The organism is Streptomyces sp. NBC_01016 (assembly GCF_026341035.1).
Taxonomy (GTDB): domain Bacteria; phylum Actinomycetota; class Actinomycetes; order Streptomycetales; family Streptomycetaceae; genus Streptomyces.
On sequence record NZ_JAPEOQ010000001.1, the window covers coordinates 3,002,844 to 3,019,715 of the forward strand.

The following is a 16,872-nucleotide window of genomic DNA, read 5'->3' on the forward strand; positions in this document are numbered from 1 at the left end:
GGGGTCAGGGTAGGCGGGTGTGGGGGCGGAGTGGGCGGGGCGCGGTGCAACGACACGGGGCTCTGCCCCGGACCCCGCTGCTCAATCGCCGCAGGGGCTGAAATGTGGGCCCGGCGGGGCCAGGGGTTGGTGTCACGCGCGCAGGCGCAGGCCGCGCGGTGTCGCGTGGAATCCGGCTCCTTCCAGGAGAGGGGCGTACGGGGAGGTGAGCGCGGATTCCGCGTTGACGCGCTCGACCGTGATGGTGCCGAGGGCGCCGGAGCGGGCCGCCTCGGCGAGCGCCTGCGCGGCGGCGGGCACGCGGGGGTCCTCCGCCAGCTGGGCGGGGGTGAGGGCGGGGCTCGGGGTGCGCGCTCCGGTCGCGGTGCCGGCCGCTTCGGAAGCCGGGGCGGCATGAGCTGGGTCGGACGCGGACCAGGCAAGGAGGGTCTTGCCGCCGCGCTCCATGTAGAGCGTCAGCTCGCCGTCGACCAGGACCACCAGGGAGCCCGCCTTGCGCCCCGGCTTGTGCCCGGGCTTCTGGCCCGCGCCGGTGGGGGGATCGGGCCAGGGCAGAGCGGCCCCGTACGCGTTGGCCGGGTCGGCCGCCGCCAGGACGAGGGCGTGGGGCGCGGTGGTCCTGCCCTGGCCGGTGGGGGCGTCGACCGGGGCGTACGGATCCGGGGGTGCGGAGCCGCGCTCCTGCGCGTTCGCCGCCGCGCGCAGGCGGTCCACGGCGCCGTCCATCGCGAACTGGGCCGCGCCGAGACCCTCCACCACGTAGCCACGCCGTGCCTGGCCACTCTCCTCGAAGACGGACAGGACCCGGTACGTCGCCGAGAACCCGCCCTCGACGCCTTCGGCGGCCACCGCTCCCCGGGTGACCACTCCGTGGCGGTCGAGGAGCGTGCGGGCCAGGGTGTGGGCGCGCACGGTCGGGTCGGGCTCCGGGCCGGGCAGCAGCGACCAGCGTCCCGCGACCGTGGGTGGACCGGTGCGTGACGTGGGCCGGGCGCCCGCCGTGAGGCCTCCGTAGCGGCCGCGCGGCACGGCTCTTCGGGCCCGGTGCGCGGTGGAGCCCGCGGTGCGGCCGGAGCCGAGGACGGCGCGCATCGGGGCCAGCGTGTCGTTCGTGAGGCGGCCCGACCAGGCCAGCTCCCAGACGGCGTCGGCCAGTTGGGGATCGGTGACCTCGAAGGGGGTGCCTCTCTGGCCCTCAAGGCCTTGGGCGGGAGGGGCGGCGCGGACCTGGTCGGCGATCTGGCGGAAGAACAGGCCGTAGCCGCCGGAGAGCGCGTCCAGGACCGCCTGGTGGAGTGGCGTGAGCTCCAAAGGGTGCGGGGGCGGGAGGAGCAGCGGGGCCGTGTCGGCGAGGTAGAGGCTGACCCAGCCGTCCTTGCCGGGCAGCGAGCCCGCACCGGCCCACAAGACCTCGCCGGATGCCGTGAGTTCGTCGAGGAGCGCGGGCGCGTAGCCGGAGACGCGCGAGGGCAGGACGAGCTTCTCCAGGGCGGAGGCGGGTACCGAGGCGCCCTGGAGCTGCTCGACAGCCCTGACCAGGCCGTCGACCCCGCGCAGGCCGTGCCCGCCCACGTGCTGCCACTGGGGCAGGAACTGGGCGAGCGCCGCGGGCGGCACCGGTTCCAGCTCATGGCGCAGCGCGGCCAGCGAGCGGCGGCGCAGTCTGCGTAGGACCGTGGCATCGCACCACTCCTGGCCGATGCCCGCGGGGTGGAACTCGCCCTGTACGACACGGCCGTTGGCCGCCAGGCGCTGGAGTGCGCCCTCCGTGACCGCGGAGCCGAGGCCGAAGCGGGCCGCCGCCTGCGTGGAGGTGAACGGGCCGTGTGTGCGGGCGTAGCGGGCCAGGAGGTCGCCGAGCGGGTCCTTGACCGGCTCGGTGAAGGCTTCGGGGACACCGACCGGAAGCGCCGTGCCCAGGGCGTCGCGCAGGCGGCCCGCGTCCTCGATCGCCGCCCAGTGCTCGGTGCCCGCGATCCGTACGCGGATGGCGCGCCGGGCGCCCGCCAGGCTCTCGGCCCAGCCGGTCTCGGCGCCCCGCTCGGCCAACTCCTCTTCCGTGAGCGGTCCGAGCATGCGCAGCAGGTCCGCGACGCCCTCCGCGTCCTTGACGCGACGGTCCTCCGTGCGCCACTGCAGCTCTTGTTCAAGCTCGGTAAGGACCTCCGCGTCGAGCAGCTCGCGCAGCTCGGCCTGGCCGAGGAGCTCGGCGAGCAGGCGGGAGTCCAGGGACAGCGCGGCCGCGCGGCGCTCGGCCAGCGGGGAGTCGCCCTCGTACAGGAACTGCGCCACGTAACCGAACAGCAGCGAGCGGGCGAAGGGGGAGGCCTCCGGGGTGGTGACCTCGACGAGGCGGACCTTGCGGGACTCGATGTCGCCCATCAGCTCGGCGAGGCCCGGTACGTCGAAGACGTCCTGGAGGCACTCGCGGATCGCTTCCAGGACGATGGGGAACGAGCCGAACTCGCTCGCCACCTGGAGCAGTTGGGACGCGCGCTGGCGCTGCTGCCACAGCGGGGTGCGCTTGCCGGGGTTGCGGCGGGGCAGCAGCAGCGCGCGGGCGGCGCACTCGCGAAAGCGCGAGGCGAACAGGGCGGAGCCGCCCACCTGGTCGGTGACGATCTGGTCCACGTCACCCTTGTCGAAGGCGACGTCGGCCGCTCCGATGGGGGCCTGCTCGTCGTCGTACTCCATGCCCGGCTTGGAAGGTTCCTGGTCGAGGAGGTCCAGGCCCATCAGGTCGGCGTCCGGGAGGCGCAGCACGATGCCGTCGTCGGCGTGCATCACCTGGGCATCCATGCCGTACTTCTCGCTGAGCCGGGCGCCGAGGGCCAGCGCCCACGGAGCGTGCACCTGGGCGCCGAACGGGGAGTGGACGACAACGCGCCAGTCGCCCAGCTCGTCCCGGAACCGCTCGACCACGATCGTGCGGTCGTCGGGGATGTGGCCGCAGGCCTCGCGCTGCTCGGCGAGGTACGACAGCACGTTGTTCGCCGCCCACTCGTCGAGTCCCGCCTCCGTGAGGCGCACGCGCGCGTCGTCGGGCTTCTGGGAGCCGACCTCGCGCAGGAACGCGCCCAACGCACGGCCCAGTTCGAGCGGGCGGCCCAGCTGGTCGCCCTTCCAGAAGGGGAGGCGGCCGGGGACACCAGGGGCGGGCGAGACGAGGACGCGGTCGCGCGTGATGTCCTCGATGCGCCAGGAGCTGGTGCCGAGCGTGAACACGTCCCCGACCCGGGACTCGTAGACCATCTCCTCGTCGAGCTCTCCGACGCGGCCGCCGCCCTTCTTGGGGTCGGCTCCCGCGAGAAAGACTCCGAAGAGGCCGCGGTCGGGGATCGTGCCCCCGGAGGTGACGGCGAGGCGCTGCGCTCCGGGGCGGCCCGTAATCGTGCCGGCGACGCGGTCCCAGACGACGCGGGGCCGCAGCTCGGCGAAGGCATCGGAGGGGTAGCGGCCCGCCAGCATGTCGAGCACGCCCGTGAACGCGGACTCGGGCAGCGAGGCGAAGGGGGCGGCGCGGCGGACCAGCGCCAGCAGGTCGTCGACCTGCCAGGTGTCCAGGGCCGTCATCGCGACCAACTGCTGGGCGAGCACATCCAGCGGGTTCGCCGGGAGGCGCAGGGATTCGATGGCACCTGAACGCATGCGCTCGGTCACGACCGCCGACTGCACCAGGTCACCGCGGTACTTCGGGAACACGACGCCCGTGGAAACCGCGCCCACCTGATGGCCCGCACGGCCCACGCGCTGCAGGCCCGACGCCACGGACGGGGGCGACTCCACCTGGACGACGAGGTCGACCGCGCCCATGTCGATGCCCAGCTCCAGGCTCGACGTGGCGACCACGGCGGGAAGCCGGCCCGCCTTCAGGTCCTCCTCGACGAGTGCGCGCTGCTCCTTGGAGACCGAGCCGTGGTGGGCGCGCGCGATGACCGGGGGAGCGCCCTTCGCGGCGCCCGATTCCGCCATCAACTCGGCCGGGGAGTGGGCCTCGGGAAGGGGTTCGCCGGTGGCGCGCTCGTAGGCGATCTCATTCAGGCGGTTGCACAAGCGCTCCGCCAGGCGGCGGGAGTTGGCGAACACGATCGTCGAGCGATGTGCCTCGATCAGGTCCGTGATCCGCTCCTCCACGGAGGGCCAGATCGAGGGACGCTCGGCTCCCTGGTCGGAATCGGCCACCGGGGAGCCGCCGAGCTCGCCGAGATCCTCCACGGGGACGACCACCGACAGGTCGAACTCCTTGCCGGACGGCGGCTGGACGACCTCCACCCGGCGCTGCGGCGAGAGATAGCGCGCCACCTCGTCGACCGGCCGGACCGTCGCGGACAGGCCGATGCGGCGGGCCGGGCGGGGCAGCAGCTCGTCGAGCCGCTCCAGGGAGAGGGCCAGGTGGGCGCCGCGCTTGGTGCCCGCCACCGCGTGCACCTCGTCCAGAATCACCGTGTCGATGCCCGCCAGCGCGTCGCGCGTGGCCGACGTCAGCATCAGGAACAGCGACTCCGGCGTCGTGATGAGGATGTCCGGCGGGCGCGTGGCCAGCGCGCGGCGCTCGGCGGGCGGGGTGTCGCCGGAGCGGATGCCGACCTTCACCTCGGGCTCGGGCAGGCCCAGGCGGACGGCCTCCTGGCGGATACCGGTGAGCGGGCTGCGCAGATTGCGCTCCACGTCCACCGCGAGGGCCTTCAGCGGGGACACGTACAGCACCCGGCAGCGCTTCTTCGGGTCGGCCGGAGGGGGTGTCGACGCGAGCTGGTCGAGCGCGGCGAGGAACGCGGCGAGCGTCTTGCCCGAGCCGGTGGGCGCGACGACCAGCACGTCCGAACCCTCGCCGATCGCCTTCCACGCACCTGACTGTGCGGCTGTGGGCGCGGAGAAGGCCCCCGTGAACCAACCACGGGTCGCGGGAGAGAAGCCACTGAGGGCCTGCGAGGCGCTGTGGGCCCCTTGCCTGGACCTGACCATGCCCCCATCCTGCACCCCACCACTGACAATGGCGGTGAGCTGCGGAAACGGGGTGGTTCGTCGAGGGTGGCTGACGCAGAATGGGGCCATGGCTCGGACAGCGGGGCAGGGCGAATGGGCGCGGCACTGGCGCTATGAGCGGCTGCCGGGGCTCGACCTGCTGCGGGCCCGCTACGTCCGGCACACCTTCCCGCGCCACAGCCACGACGGCTTCGTGATCGGCGCGGTCACGCGTGGGGTCGAGGCGGTCGGCCTGGCCGACGGCACCTTGCACGCCGGGCCCGGCAGCGTCGTGCTGCTCAATCCGGAAGTGGCGCACACGGCGCGGGCGGGCGGGCCCGACGGCTGGGCGTACGCCACGCTCTATCCGTCAGCGGACGTCGTCGCCGAGATCGCAGCCGAGACCGGCACGGTGCGCGGCACCGCGGTCTTCGGTGAACCGATCGTCACCGACCCAGGGGCCTCGCAGATGATCAACGAGGTGCACAGAGCGGCGGAGGAGGGCAACGCGCTGGCCGCTGACAGCCTCCTCAGGGTCGTGCTCGCGCGGCTGCTCCGGGCCCACGGGTCCTCCCTCGCGGCGCGGCCCCGGCGGTCCGCGGGGTCCACGGCCGCGGACCGCGCGCGCGAAGTCCTCGAAGAGCGTCTGGCGGACCCGCCGTCCCTGGAAGCCCTCGCGGCCGAGCTCGGCACCAGCCCCTTCGCGCTGCTGCGGGCCTTCCGCGACGCGTACGGGATGCCGCCGCACACCTGGCTCACCAACGCGCGGGTGCGCATGGCACGGCGGCTCCTGGAGGCGGGGACGGCGCCCGCCGATGCCGCTGTAGCCCTCGGCTTCACCGACCAGCCGCACCTGAACCGGCACTTCACCCGGATCGTCGGGGTGCCGCCGGGCGCGTACCAGCGCGAGCGCAAGAACGTACAAGAACAGGACCCGTCCCTCCTCGTACCGTGCGAGGCGTGGCAGACAAGACAACACCCACAGACATACGTAGAGCAGAGGCCAAGCCTCCCGAGCCCGCCGAGCAGTCGACCGAGTTCTTGCTCGAATCCGAGGCCGAGCCCGGGGCCGGGGCCGAGACCGGGCGGGCCGACGCGGTAGGCAAGCCGGACTCCGCCGTCGTCCGTGACGCGCTCGGTGTCGGAGTCGCCGTAGGCCTTTCCGGGTTCGCCTTCGGGGTGACTTCGGCGGGGAGCGGGCTCAGCGTGCTGCAGACCTGCGCGCTCAGCCTCTTGGTCTTCACGGGGGCGTCGCAGTTCGCGCTCGTAGGGGCGCTCGCGGCCGGCGGTAACCCGCTCACCGCCGCCGCGGGAGCGTTCTTCCTGGGCGTGCGCAACGCGTTCTACGGACTGCGCCTGTCCCAGCTGCTCGCTCTTCCGCGCGCGGTGCGGCCGTTCGCCGCGCACTGGATCATCGACGAGACATCGGTCGTCGCACTGGCGCAGCCGACGCGGCGCGGCGTGCGGCTCGGTTTCACCGTCACAGGACTGACCCTGTACGTGCTGTGGAACCTCACCACGCTGGCCGGTGCCCTGGGCGCCGAGGCCATCGGTGACACCGATGCCTGGGGCCTCGACGCGGCCGGGCCCGCGGTGTTCCTGGCGCTGCTCGCGCCGATGCTGAAGTCCACGACGGACCGCGCCGTCGCCGGGCTCGCCGTCGTTCTGATGCTCGGACTGCTGCCCGTGTTGCCGGCCGGGGTGCCCGTGCTCGTGGCCGCGCTCGCTGCCCCGGCCGTGCTCTACGTAGAGGGACGCCGCCGCGCCGCGGCCTCCAACGCACGACAAGGAGAAGACCGTTGAACGTCTGGATCGCCATCGCGGTCACCGCGGTCGGCTGCTACGCCGTGAAACTGATCGGTCTGCTGGTGCCCGCGGGCGCCCTGGAACGGCCCGTGGTGAAGCGTCTTGCGGCGCTGCTCCCGGTCGCTCTGCTGGCTGCCCTCACGGCCCAGCAGACCTTCGCGGACGGGCGCGTGCTGGTCCTCGACGCCAGGGCGGCCGGGCTCGCCGCGGCCGCCGTCGCGCTCGTGCTGCGGGCGCCGTTCCTGGTGGTGGTCGCGGTGGCCGTGGCGGTCACCGCGGGGATGCGGGCCCTTACGGGGTGACCTGGTGCGCGGGGAGGGCGGCCGGGGTCTCCGGGACCCCGAGCTGCCCCGCCGTGCGCTCGGGGCGGCAGAAGACGGCCGCGAGGACACCGCCCGCCACCAGGAGAGCGGCGGTCAGCAGCCAGCCGTGCTCATAGCCCGCCGACACGGTGGCGGCGCCGTCCACCAAGCGCCCCAGGACGAGCGGCGAGACGATGCCCCCGAGGGCGTACACGCACGTCAGTACGCCCAGGACCGTGCCCCGTTGGACCGGGGGTGCGATACGGGAGCACGCCGTCGCCGCGACCGTGAGCATCACCATGGCGAGCGCCATCGGACCCAGCATCATCGGCACCTTCACGACCTGGGAGTCGGACAGGCCGAACAGAGCGGTGGCACAGCCCGAGAGCGTGACAAGGAGGCCGGCACCCGCGCCTACAGGGAAGCGGGGCGGCGTGCCTCTCAGGGCCGAGCGCCGAGCCAGCAGGCCGTGTACCAGGAGGACGGCACCATGGGCGACGGCACCGGCGCCGACCATGGTGCTCGCCTGGTGCAGATTCCAGCCCATGACGTTCTCCATGTAGTCCGGCGCCCAGGTGAGCGTCGCACTCATCGACCAGTAGGCGGCGAACGAACCGAAGGAGGCGGTCAGGAACGTGGGTGACAACAGGATGCGGCGCAGCGGCACCGTGAGGCTGTCCTGCGGTGCTTGCTCCGCCTCCTTGCCGACGCTCGGGGCCAGGGGGCCTTCCTTGCCCCACAGGAACCACACCGCCGCCCAGACAAGGCCGACCAGACCCACCGCGCCGAACGACCAGCGCCAGCCCCAGTGGGTGATCACCCAGCTCAGCGCGGGCGCGGCCACCGCGACCCCGGCCGCGGCGCCGACGAGCAGCAGCGCGGTCGGCAGTGCCCGCTCGCGCTGCGGAAACCAGCCGTGCACGTGATGCATCGCGACCGGCGACGCCGGCCCCTCGGCGGCGCCGAGAAGGACGCGGGTGGCCACCAGCGCGCCGAAGCCCGCCGCGCCCCACAGCATCGGCAGCTGCGCCGCCGACCACAGCAGGGCGAGCCCCAGGAGTAACGGCGTCGTGCGCACTCGCTTCGTGAGGGCCGAGACGCCGAGGGCCGCGACCGAGAACAGCGCGAAGAACGCCGACTGCGCGGTGCCGAACTCCTGGCGGGTGATGCCGAAGTCCGCCCGGATCTCGGGACCCGCGAGCCCCAGGACCGCCTTGTCCGCGAAGTTCACCACCATGAAGGCGAGCAGCAGCCATGTGGTGCGCCATGCCCCGCGCATCAGCAGCATCCGTCCTCGTCGTCGACCAGGCCGACACTGATCGCGCCTCCGGCCCGCTTGCGGCCCTCGGGGGAGCGCGTCAACTCCGTGGCCACGTCCGTGCCTTCGGCCACCGCGGCGGACTCGGCGGCCGCCCAGGCGTAGACGCCGCGCGCCATGGTCGAGGTCTCCTTGCCCGCCCGCTGCGCGTACACCTCGGCACGCGTGCGTGCCACCTCGGGATCCGTGGGGGCCGCCAGGGCCGCCGTCTCCGCCAGATGCGAGGCGAGCCGTGCGTCGCCCGCGGCGAGCAGCTCCCGTGCCCGCTCGGCCAGTGCCACGGCGCCGCCCGCCGCGCGCGCGTACTCGGCCGCGACGGCCGCCTCCGGGGCGGGCTTGAGGTGGGCCGGGTTCTGGTCGTACCAGCCGCCCCATAGACGCCACAGGTTCCGCACCACGAACTCCGGCTCGTCATAGGCGGGGTGGAGGTACGGGCGGGACAGGAGCTCTTCGGGGACCTTCACCTCGTGGATGACCGTGTCGAGCCGGTGACCCGCGTTCATCAGCTCCCGCGTCTGCTCGCAGAGCGACTCCAGGAAGCGCGCGGTGTCGTCCAGGGCGCGGTTCACGCGTTCGACGCCCATGATGGGCACGCCGTGCCCCGGCAGCAGCAGTTCCGCGCCCAGCTCCTGCATGCAGCGCAGGGCCCGCGCCCAGTCCTCGGGGTAGCGCTGCACCTTCTGAGGGTTGCCCGCGTTCGGCGTGTTCCAGATGAACAGATCGCCCGTACACAGGGCCTTGAGCTCCGGCACCCATACGTAGGTGTGGTCGTCGGTCTCCCCGCGCGCGTGGACGAGTTCGAATGTGAGCTCGCCGCGGTGGAACGTCAGCCGGTCCCGGTAGACGGTGTCCGGGTAGCGGTACGTGGTGGGCCACTCCAGGGAGGGCACACCGAACTGCCGCCGGTTGATCCACGAGTTGTAGCCGGCCGTCCGGATGTAGCGGTCGAAGCGGGCGGACACGGCCTCGTGCGCCACCACCTCGGGGCGCCCGGTGCCGGTTTGCTCCGCCTCCTTGTCGAAGGGGAACACTCCGAAGACGTGATCCACGTGCCCGTGCGTGTACACCACGGAGTGCACAGGACCCGCCCCGAACCCCTTGACCGCCGTGTGCAGTTGCGCCGCCGTACGGAAGTCGCCCGAATCGACGAGCACCGCGCCGTCACCGGTGTCGAAGACCGTCACGTTGGCGAAGGCGGGGAAGAAGCCCACCCGCGGGCTCAGCCGCACCAGCTCGTCCCCCGTGTAGGCGCCCGAGAGGTGCGGGAGTAGCGTCTCCGCCCCCTGCCAGACCCGGTCCGCGTAGGCGGCGTAGTCCACCAGCTCCCGCGAGGCCGCCTCCGGTGCGGTGTTGTGCTCGGTCATGGGCGCGGCTCCTCCGGGTAGGGGTGGTTCCTCGGCGTTCCCCGAGTCAAGGCGCACAGGGAGGCCCGGAACAGCGCTTGGCGTCACATTCCGCTTGTCCCAGAGCTGTGACGCGTCACAATGGGGCGCCCAGTAGCCGATGTCGGTGGAGGCCACCGTGCCGTTGTCCCCGGAAGCGCGTTCTCTCGCCGCGCGCTGCGAGCCGCGCGTCAACGAACTGGCGCGGCGCATGGCCAGGGAGGCCTTCGAGGAACTCCCCGGCTACGCGGAGCTGCCGGACGACGTGAAGGACCTGGAGATCGCGGCGACCGCGCGGTACGGCGTACGGCTGTTCCTGCGCCACGTCGACGACCCGGACACACAGCAGCCCGGAAGGCACCGGCTGTTCCGCGAGAGGGCCGCTCAGCGCGCCGAGGAGGGCATGCCGCTGCACCTCCTGCTGCGCACGCACGCGCTCGGTTCCTACGTCCTGTGGCGGGCGCTACGCGAAGCGGCGGAGCCCGGCGACGAGGCCGCCCTCGTCGAACTCGTCGACCTCCTGCTGCGGGCCCAGCCCGGAGTCGTCGGATCGGTCGCCGAGACGTACCTGGACGAACGGTCCGCCCTTGAGGCCGAACAGCACGCGCAACGGCGGTCGTTGGTCCGCGGGCTGCTCGACGGGATGGTCCCGCCCGGACACGTGCTCCTCGACCAGCTCCGGCTCACGGGGCCCGCCCACGTGCTCGCACTCGCCACGGACGCGGCTCCTTCGGAGGGGCCCGTCGCGGTGCGCCGCCGACTGCGCCGTCTGCAGAGCGTCCTGGACCGCACCTTCGGTGCGACCGTGCTCACCCTCCTGGACGGCGACGGGGGACGGGTCGTCGTCCCGGAGGACTGCCCGCCGCCCGCCGACCTGCCGGCCCACCTGAGCCGGGCGAGCGGCCTGCCCGTGCGGGTGGCCGCAGTGCGGGCGGACGGCCCCGAGCTCATACCCGACGCGGCCCGCACCGCGACCGAAGTCCTGCGCATCGCGCGCGCGTGCGGCCTGCCACCGGGCCTGCACCGCCTCGACGACGTCCTGCTCGAGTACCACCTCTCTCGGCGCAACGAGAGCAGCCACCTCATCGCCGCCCTCCTCGACCCTGTCGCCGAGCGGCCGGAGCTCCTGGAGACGCTCCGCACGCATCTGACCCACCAGCAGGACCGCAGGGCCACCGCGGATGCGCTCGGGCTGCACCCGAACACGGTCGACAACCGGCTGGCGAAGATCGCCGAGTGGACCGGCATCGAACTGTCCTCACCGCGCGGCACGGCTCTGGCCATCGCGGCACTGCTCCTGCGCGACGCGGATCACTGAGCGGGAACGCGGTACTCCAGAGGGCCGCGACACGACAACGGCGGCGCTACAAGCGGCACTACAAGGGACGTCCGTAGGCGCGCAGCGTACGCAGTGCGTCGATGGTCACCATGGGGCGTGCCTCCATGGCGGTCGTCGGCGCCCACTGTCGCCAATTGATCGGCCACCCACCGTCCTCCTGCTGCTCGTTCACCAGATGGTCGAGCGAACGGGCCATCTCCTCGTCGGTGAACCAGGACCGGGCCAGCGACTCGGGCGCCTTGGCGAAGTCGTACGGGAAGTGGTGCTCGTCCGGCGCGTAGCCGGGCGCGACCGGATAGTCCTCCCTACGCTCCGGATCGAGCACCGCGAGCCGCTGCTCGCGCACGAGGCGGCCGAGCCGGTCGGCGGCGACCCGCGCGCGCGGGCGGTCGGGTGCGCTGTCCAGGAAGGCGACCGCGGCCTGGACCTCGTACGGGTGGGATGTCTTCAGGGACTCGACGGCCGACCAGCAGAAGTCGGTGGCCCGGAACAGCCAGGCGTGCCACACCTCGTTGCGGTGCAGCAGACCGACGACGGGCCCGGTGGCCAGCAGCTCGCTCGGCGGGTCGTCCACCACCGGGACGAACGGGGCGCAGGGATAGCCGCGTTGGCTGGGATGCACCGCCGGAAGTGCGCCTTCCGGAGTGGAGACGGCGGTCAGGTAGCGGCACACCCGCTCCACGCGCTGACCCGAGCACCGCCCGATCGAGTCGAGGACGCGCAGCGCGTGCCCAGTGTGCAGGGGCTGGCTGACCGGGCCGCGCAGGTCCGGTTCGAGGGCGTGTCCGTAGCCCTCGTCCTCGTTGCGGTACGCGGCCAGCGCCGTCTCGACGGCGTCGGCCGCCGTGGGTGAGCCGTCCAAAAAGTGATAGGCGAAGCGGCGCTGTTCAAGGACGCGTGCGGTCAGCCAGATGAATGTCTCGGCACGGGAGAGCGGGGAGCGTGCCGGGGGCGACGGGGGGAGTGGGGAAGCTCCGGTTTCGGCCATGCACCGACCGTAGGACGGAAAGCGTTCTCGGTAAGCCTCCCGAGCACGGCTGCACTCTCAGGGGCGGGATACTGGACGCATGCGGTTGACGGTCTTCTGGCAGCGAATGACGGATCATTTCGGATCCGGTTACTCCGACACGTTCGCGCGTGATCATGTGATGGCGGGGCTCGGCGGGCGAACGGTCCAGCAGGCGCTCGACGCGGGCTGGGAGGCCAAGGAAGTCTGGCGTGTCGTGTGCACAGCGATGGATGTACCGGATGAGAAGCGCTGAAGAGTGACGGAACGGGGGCGGCCGACGATTGTCGGCGGCGTGGGCGAGACTGGCAGCGTGCCAGCACCGACAGATGAAACCTTCCAGGTGGCGGACGACGCCGCGCCACCCGGCACCACGCCGCCCGAGCGGCCGCCGGGCTCGGCGCCGACTCCGCGCGCGGGGATGCCGCGCTGGCTGCCGCGTGCCATGGTGCTCGCCCTGGCCCTCATCGCCTGCTACCAGCTGGGCTATTGGGCCTTCCACCAGCTGATCGGGCTGCTGACCAACGTGTTGATCGCGTTCTTCCTGGCGCTCGCCGTGGAGCCCGCGGTCAGCAGGATGGCGGCGCGCGGGCTGCGCCGGGGCTTCGCCACCTTCCTGGTGTTCCTCGCGGTGACGGCCGTGAGTGCGGGTTTCGTCGTGCTTCTCGGGTCGATGCTCGCGGGCCAGATCGTGGACATGTTCGACGACTTCCCGAAGTACCTCGACCAGCTCATCAGCTGGGTCAACGACACGTTCCACACAGATCTCAACAGGGTCGAGGTGCAGGACAGCCTGCTGCACTCGGACTGGCTCCAGAAGTACGTCCAGAACAGTGCCACCGGTGTCCTGGACGTCTCCACGCAGGTGCTCGGCGGGCTGTTCCAGCTCCTGACGGTTCTGCTGTTCTCGTTCTACTTCGCCGCCGACGGCCCGCGCCTGCGGCGTGCGCTGTGCTCGGTCCTGCCGCCCGCGAAGCAGACCGAGGTGCTGCGCGCCTGGGAGATCGCCGTCGACAAGACCGGTGGGTATCTCTACTCGCGTGGCCTCATGGCGCTGATCTCCGGGGTCGCGCACTACGTCCTGCTCGCGGCGCTCGGCGTCCCGTACGCGCCCGTGCTCGCCGTATGGGTGGGGCTCGTCTCGCAGTTCATCCCGACCATCGGCACGTACCTGGCGGGCGCCCTGCCGATGCTGATCGCCTTCACCGTGGATCCCTGGTACGCGCTGTGGGTGTTCGTCTTCGTAGTCGTGTACCAGCAGTTCGAGAACTATGTGCTGCAGCCGAAGCTGACCGCGAAGACGGTGGACATCCACCCGGCGGTCGCCTTCGGTTCGGTCATCGCGGGCACCGCGCTCCTGGGGGCCGTCGGCGCCCTGATCTCGATCCCGGCCGTCGCGACGCTGCAGGCGTTCCTGGGCGCGTACGTGAAGCGCTACGACGTCACCGACGACCCGCGCGTGCACGGGCACCGCAGACGCGGGTCGTCTCTCTGGGTGCGGATGCGCCGCGTCGTGAAGGAACCGGACTCCGGGGACCAGTAGCCCGCCTCAGCCAGGCCGACCCCGTGCAGCGGCTTGAGAGCGGCCGTCGAGTGGCAGGCCGCCTCCTGGCACCCAGGTGATGGCCATGAGTGTCAGGCCGAAGGAGAGCCCGAAGGTGATGGGCTGTCAGTGCGCGGCAGACGTGACAAGGCGGCGAAGCGAAGCGTGTCCGGGTGGCCCCCAGGAGGGTTTGCCGCCGGGGCGGCCCTGGTCGCCGGCGTGCCCGATGAGGATGCAGACCAGGGCCTTCATGACGGCCCAGCCGCGGGCGCGGCGCAGGGTGGCGGCGTCGGGGGCCGGCCGGTAGGCGCTGTGGAAGCGTTCGGTGGCGCCGTCCGGCAGCAGCAGCCAGGCGGCGGCGAGGTCCCAGGCCGGATCGCCCACGCAGAGGTCACCGAAGTCGATCACGCCGCAGAATGTGCCGTCCGCGGTGAGGAGGTTGGCCGGATGCAGGTCGGCGTGGAGCCACAGTGGCGGGCCCGACCACTCCGGCGCGCCGGCGGCGTCCTCCCAGATCGCGCGAACGGCGTCCGGGTCGGGGATCAGGCCGTGCTCGGTGGCCTCGGAGAGCTGCTGGGCGAATCCCTCGGCATGCTCGGCCAGTGGGCCCCCACGGTTGCGGCCGGTCGGTGCCCCCTCGGGTGCAGGCTGGTGCAGGGCGGTCAGGAAGGCGGCCAGGATGTCGGCCGACTCGGCGGCGGTGGCGGGGGCCCGGTCGGCGGGCGAGCCCGGTACCCAGGTGGTGACGATCCAGGGGTGGGGAAACCGCTCGGAGGGTTCACTGAGGCGCTGGGGGACAGGAACGGGCAAGGGGAGACGCGGGGCGAGCGCGGGGAGCCAGGCGTGCTCCTTGCGCAGCAGCGCGTCCGCGGAGTCGGTGGCCCAGGGCAACCGGACGGCGAGGTCGTCGCCGAGCCGCCACAGCTGGTTGTCCCACCCCCGGGCGCCGAGTCTCACGGGGCGATCGGCCAGGTCGGGGTGCTGTTCGTGGAGCAGCTCTTGGACCAGCTCGGCGGTGATCTCGATCGAGGTGTGGGTCATGCGGAGCCACGGTAGTCGAGGCGCGCCGACCCGCGTGGTGCGCTTGACACTGAAATCGAACATCCATTCTTATGGAGTGTCCAGAGCCACTTTTCCCAGTGTTTCCAAGGGATTCGGGGAAGGTGGCCGGGCGAGGAGCCTCGAGTTATCCACAGGCGAGACAGGCGTCGAGGCCGATTGTCAGTGGCAGGCGTTAGCGTCTTTGGCGTGAAGCGATCGACTCAAGCAAACCGGGTGGAACCCATGGCAGGAACCGACCGCGAGAAGGCGCTCGACGCCGCGCTCGCACAGATTGAACGGCAATTCGGTAAGGGCGCAGTGATGCGCATGGGCGAGCGGCCGAATGAGCCCATCGAGGTCATCCCCACCGGGTCGACCGCGCTCGACGTCGCGCTCGGCGTCGGCGGTATCCCGCGTGGCCGTGTGGTGGAGGTGTACGGGCCGGAGTCCTCCGGTAAGACGACCCTGACCCTGCACGCCGTGGCCAACGCGCAGAAGGCCGGCGGCCAGGTGGCCTTCATCGACGCCGAGCACGCGCTCGACCCCGAGTACGCGAAGAAGCTCGGCGTCGACATCGACAACCTGATCCTGTCCCAGCCGGACAACGGTGAGCAGGCTCTCGAGATCGTCGACATGCTGGTCCGTTCCGGCGCCCTCGACCTGATCGTCATCGACTCCGTCGCCGCGCTCGTGCCGCGCGCGGAGATCGAGGGCGAGATGGGCGACTCGCACGTGGGTCTGCAGGCTCGCCTGATGAGCCAGGCGCTCCGAAAGATCACCAGCGCGCTCAACCAGTCCAAGACCACCGCGATCTTCATTAACCAGCTGCGCGAGAAGATCGGCGTGATGTTCGGCTCGCCCGAGACCACGACCGGTGGTCGCGCGCTGAAGTTCTACGCCTCGGTGCGTATCGACATCCGTCGTATCGAGACCCTGAAGGACGGCACGGACGCGGTCGGCAACCGCACCCGCGTCAAGGTCGTCAAGAACAAGGTCGCGCCGCCCTTCAAGCAGGCCGAGTTCGACATCCTCTACGGGCAGGGCATCTCCCGCGAGGGCGGCCTGATCGACATGGGCGTGGATCACGGCTTCGTCCGCAAGGCCGGCGCCTGGTACACGTACGAGGGCGACCAGCTCGGCCAGGGCAAGGAGAACGCGCGCAACTTCCTGAAGGACAACCCCGACCTGGCCAACGAGATCGAGAAGAAGATCAAGGAGAAGCTGGGCGTCGGCGTCCGTCCGGAGGAGCCGAGCAGCGAGCCGGCCGCGGACGCGGCGGCGGAGGCCGCTCCTGCCGAGGACGGGGCCAAGACGGTGCCCGCGCCCAAGGTGGCCAAGTCCAAGGCCGCGGCGGCCAAGAGCTAATCCGCCGTGACACGACGAACCGACTGGGCCGATGACGACGTACGCTCCGCCGTTCCCGAGGACCGGGGGAGCGGGGGTGGCGGGGCGTACGACGACATGGCGTACGGGGAAGACGTCGAAGCGGGGAGCGGCGCGGTGGACGGGCCGCGCCGTGGTGGACGCAAGCGGGGCGGGGCCGGGCCGCGTGGGCGTCGGCGCCGGGGCGGATTCGGGGATCCGCCCGGTGCCGCACAGGACGACGGCCCCCCTGACTCGTCGAGGGCCGAGCAGGGGGCGCCGTCAGGAGACCCGGCTGAGCGGGCGCGGAACATCTGTCTGCGTCTGCTCACCGGGACTCCGCGCACGCGCAAGCAGTTGGCCGACGCGCTGCGCAAGCGCGAGATCCCCGATGACGTGGCGGACGAGGTGCTCACCCGGTTCGAAGAGGTGGGGCTGATCAACGACAGCGCCTTCGCGGACGCGTGGGTGGAGTCGCGGCACCACGGCCGGGGACTTGCCCGCCGGGCGCTCGCCCGTGAGCTGAGGACCAAGGGCGTGGACTCGACGGTGATCGACGAGGCGGTCGGGCAGCTCGACTCCGAGCGGGAGGAGGAGACCGCGCGCGAACTCGTTGCGCGCAAGCTCCGTTCCACGCGGGGGCTTGAGCGTGACAAGCGGCTGCGCCGGCTCGCGGGGATGCTTGCCCGCAAGGGGTATCCGGAGGGCATGGCGCTGCGGGTGGTGCGGCAGGCGTTGGAGGAAGAGGGGGAGGACACCGAGGACTTGGGGTTCGGGGAGTAACGACTCTCCGGGAGCCGGGAGCCGG

13 protein-coding genes are annotated in these 16,872 nt (G+C 72.1%); 8 read left to right on the plus strand and 5 right to left on the minus strand.

From position 1 onward, the window contains the following. Positions 1-132: 132 nt before the first annotated feature. Positions 133-4,965, minus strand: a complete 4,833-nt coding sequence (locus tag OG746_RS13980) for an ATP-dependent helicase (protein WP_266714911.1) — start codon at positions 4,963-4,965, stop codon at positions 133-135. Positions 4,966-5,053: 88 nt separating this feature from the next. On the opposite strand from OG746_RS13980, the gene OG746_RS13985 reads away from it, so the two are divergent. Genes OG746_RS13985 through OG746_RS13995 form a run of 3 tightly spaced genes read left to right on the plus strand, consistent with a single transcriptional unit; the run spans position 5,054 to position 7,073 of the window. Beyond that, entirely contained in the window at positions 5,054-6,067 is a 1,014-nt protein-coding gene (locus OG746_RS13985; protein WP_266714912.1) for an AraC family transcriptional regulator, read from the plus strand. After that, positions 6,007-6,768 (plus strand): AzlC family ABC transporter permease, encoded by a 762-nt coding sequence (locus tag OG746_RS13990; RefSeq protein ID WP_266714913.1) that lies wholly within the window; start codon positions 6,007-6,009, stop codon positions 6,766-6,768. Before OG746_RS13985 ends, OG746_RS13990 begins: the two co-directional genes overlap by 61 nt. Further along, a complete protein-coding gene (locus tag OG746_RS13995; RefSeq protein WP_266714914.1) occupies positions 6,765-7,073 on the plus strand; it encodes an AzlD domain-containing protein in 309 nt (102 codons plus the stop codon). The genes OG746_RS13990 and OG746_RS13995 overlap by 4 nt, the downstream gene beginning before the upstream one ends. Here OG746_RS13995 and OG746_RS14000 read toward each other — a convergent pair. Both OG746_RS14000 and OG746_RS14005 read right to left on the minus strand, forming a co-directional pair. Beyond that, on the minus strand, positions 7,063-8,361 hold the full coding sequence (locus tag OG746_RS14000) for an MFS transporter (RefSeq protein ID WP_266714915.1): 1,299 nt from the start codon (positions 8,359-8,361) through the stop codon (positions 7,063-7,065). The two genes, OG746_RS13995 and OG746_RS14000, sit on opposite strands and share 11 nt — an antisense overlap. After that, positions 8,352-9,755, minus strand: a complete 1,404-nt coding sequence (locus OG746_RS14005) for an alkyl sulfatase dimerization domain-containing protein (protein ID WP_266714916.1) — start codon at positions 9,753-9,755, stop codon at positions 8,352-8,354. The genes OG746_RS14000 and OG746_RS14005 overlap by 10 nt, the downstream gene beginning before the upstream one ends. A gap of 157 nt (positions 9,756-9,912) precedes the next feature. On the opposite strand from OG746_RS14005, the gene OG746_RS14010 reads away from it, so the two are divergent. Then, complete coding sequence (locus OG746_RS14010; RefSeq protein ID WP_266714917.1) at positions 9,913-11,091, plus strand: PucR family transcriptional regulator; 1,179 nt, start codon at positions 9,913-9,915, stop codon at positions 11,089-11,091. Between the two features lie 58 nt (positions 11,092-11,149). Here the strand turns inward: OG746_RS14010 and OG746_RS14015 are convergent, their stop codons facing one another. Then, on the minus strand, positions 11,150-12,100 hold the full coding sequence (locus OG746_RS14015; protein WP_266714918.1) for a hypothetical protein: 951 nt from the start codon (positions 12,098-12,100) through the stop codon (positions 11,150-11,152). Positions 12,101-12,179: 79 nt separating this feature from the next. Between OG746_RS14015 and OG746_RS14020 the strand changes: the two genes are divergently transcribed. Further along, positions 12,180-12,374, plus strand: a complete 195-nt coding sequence (locus OG746_RS14020; RefSeq protein WP_266714919.1) for a DUF3046 domain-containing protein — start codon at positions 12,180-12,182, stop codon at positions 12,372-12,374. 165 nt (positions 12,375-12,539) lie between these two features. Further along, positions 12,540-13,661 carry an AI-2E family transporter gene (locus tag OG746_RS14025; RefSeq protein WP_323179682.1) on the plus strand — a complete coding sequence of 374 codons (1,122 nt, stop codon included), beginning with the start codon at positions 12,540-12,542 and terminating at the stop codon, positions 13,659-13,661. Between the two features lie 126 nt (positions 13,662-13,787). On the opposite strand, the gene OG746_RS14030 is transcribed toward OG746_RS14025, so the two are convergent. Beyond that, entirely contained in the window at positions 13,788-14,702 is a 915-nt protein-coding gene (locus OG746_RS14030) for an aminoglycoside phosphotransferase family protein (RefSeq protein WP_266714921.1), read from the minus strand. Between the two features lie 243 nt (positions 14,703-14,945). Here OG746_RS14030 and recA point away from each other — a divergent pair, with 243 nt between their 5' ends. Further along, complete coding sequence (gene recA, locus OG746_RS14035; protein WP_266714922.1) at positions 14,946-16,067, plus strand: recombinase RecA; 1,122 nt, start codon at positions 14,946-14,948, stop codon at positions 16,065-16,067. Between the two features lie 6 nt (positions 16,068-16,073). Further along, positions 16,074-16,847 carry a recombination regulator RecX gene (recX, locus tag OG746_RS14040; RefSeq protein WP_266714923.1) on the plus strand — a complete coding sequence of 258 codons (774 nt, stop codon included), beginning with the start codon at positions 16,074-16,076 and terminating at the stop codon, positions 16,845-16,847. Positions 16,848-16,872: the final 25 nt, after the last annotated feature.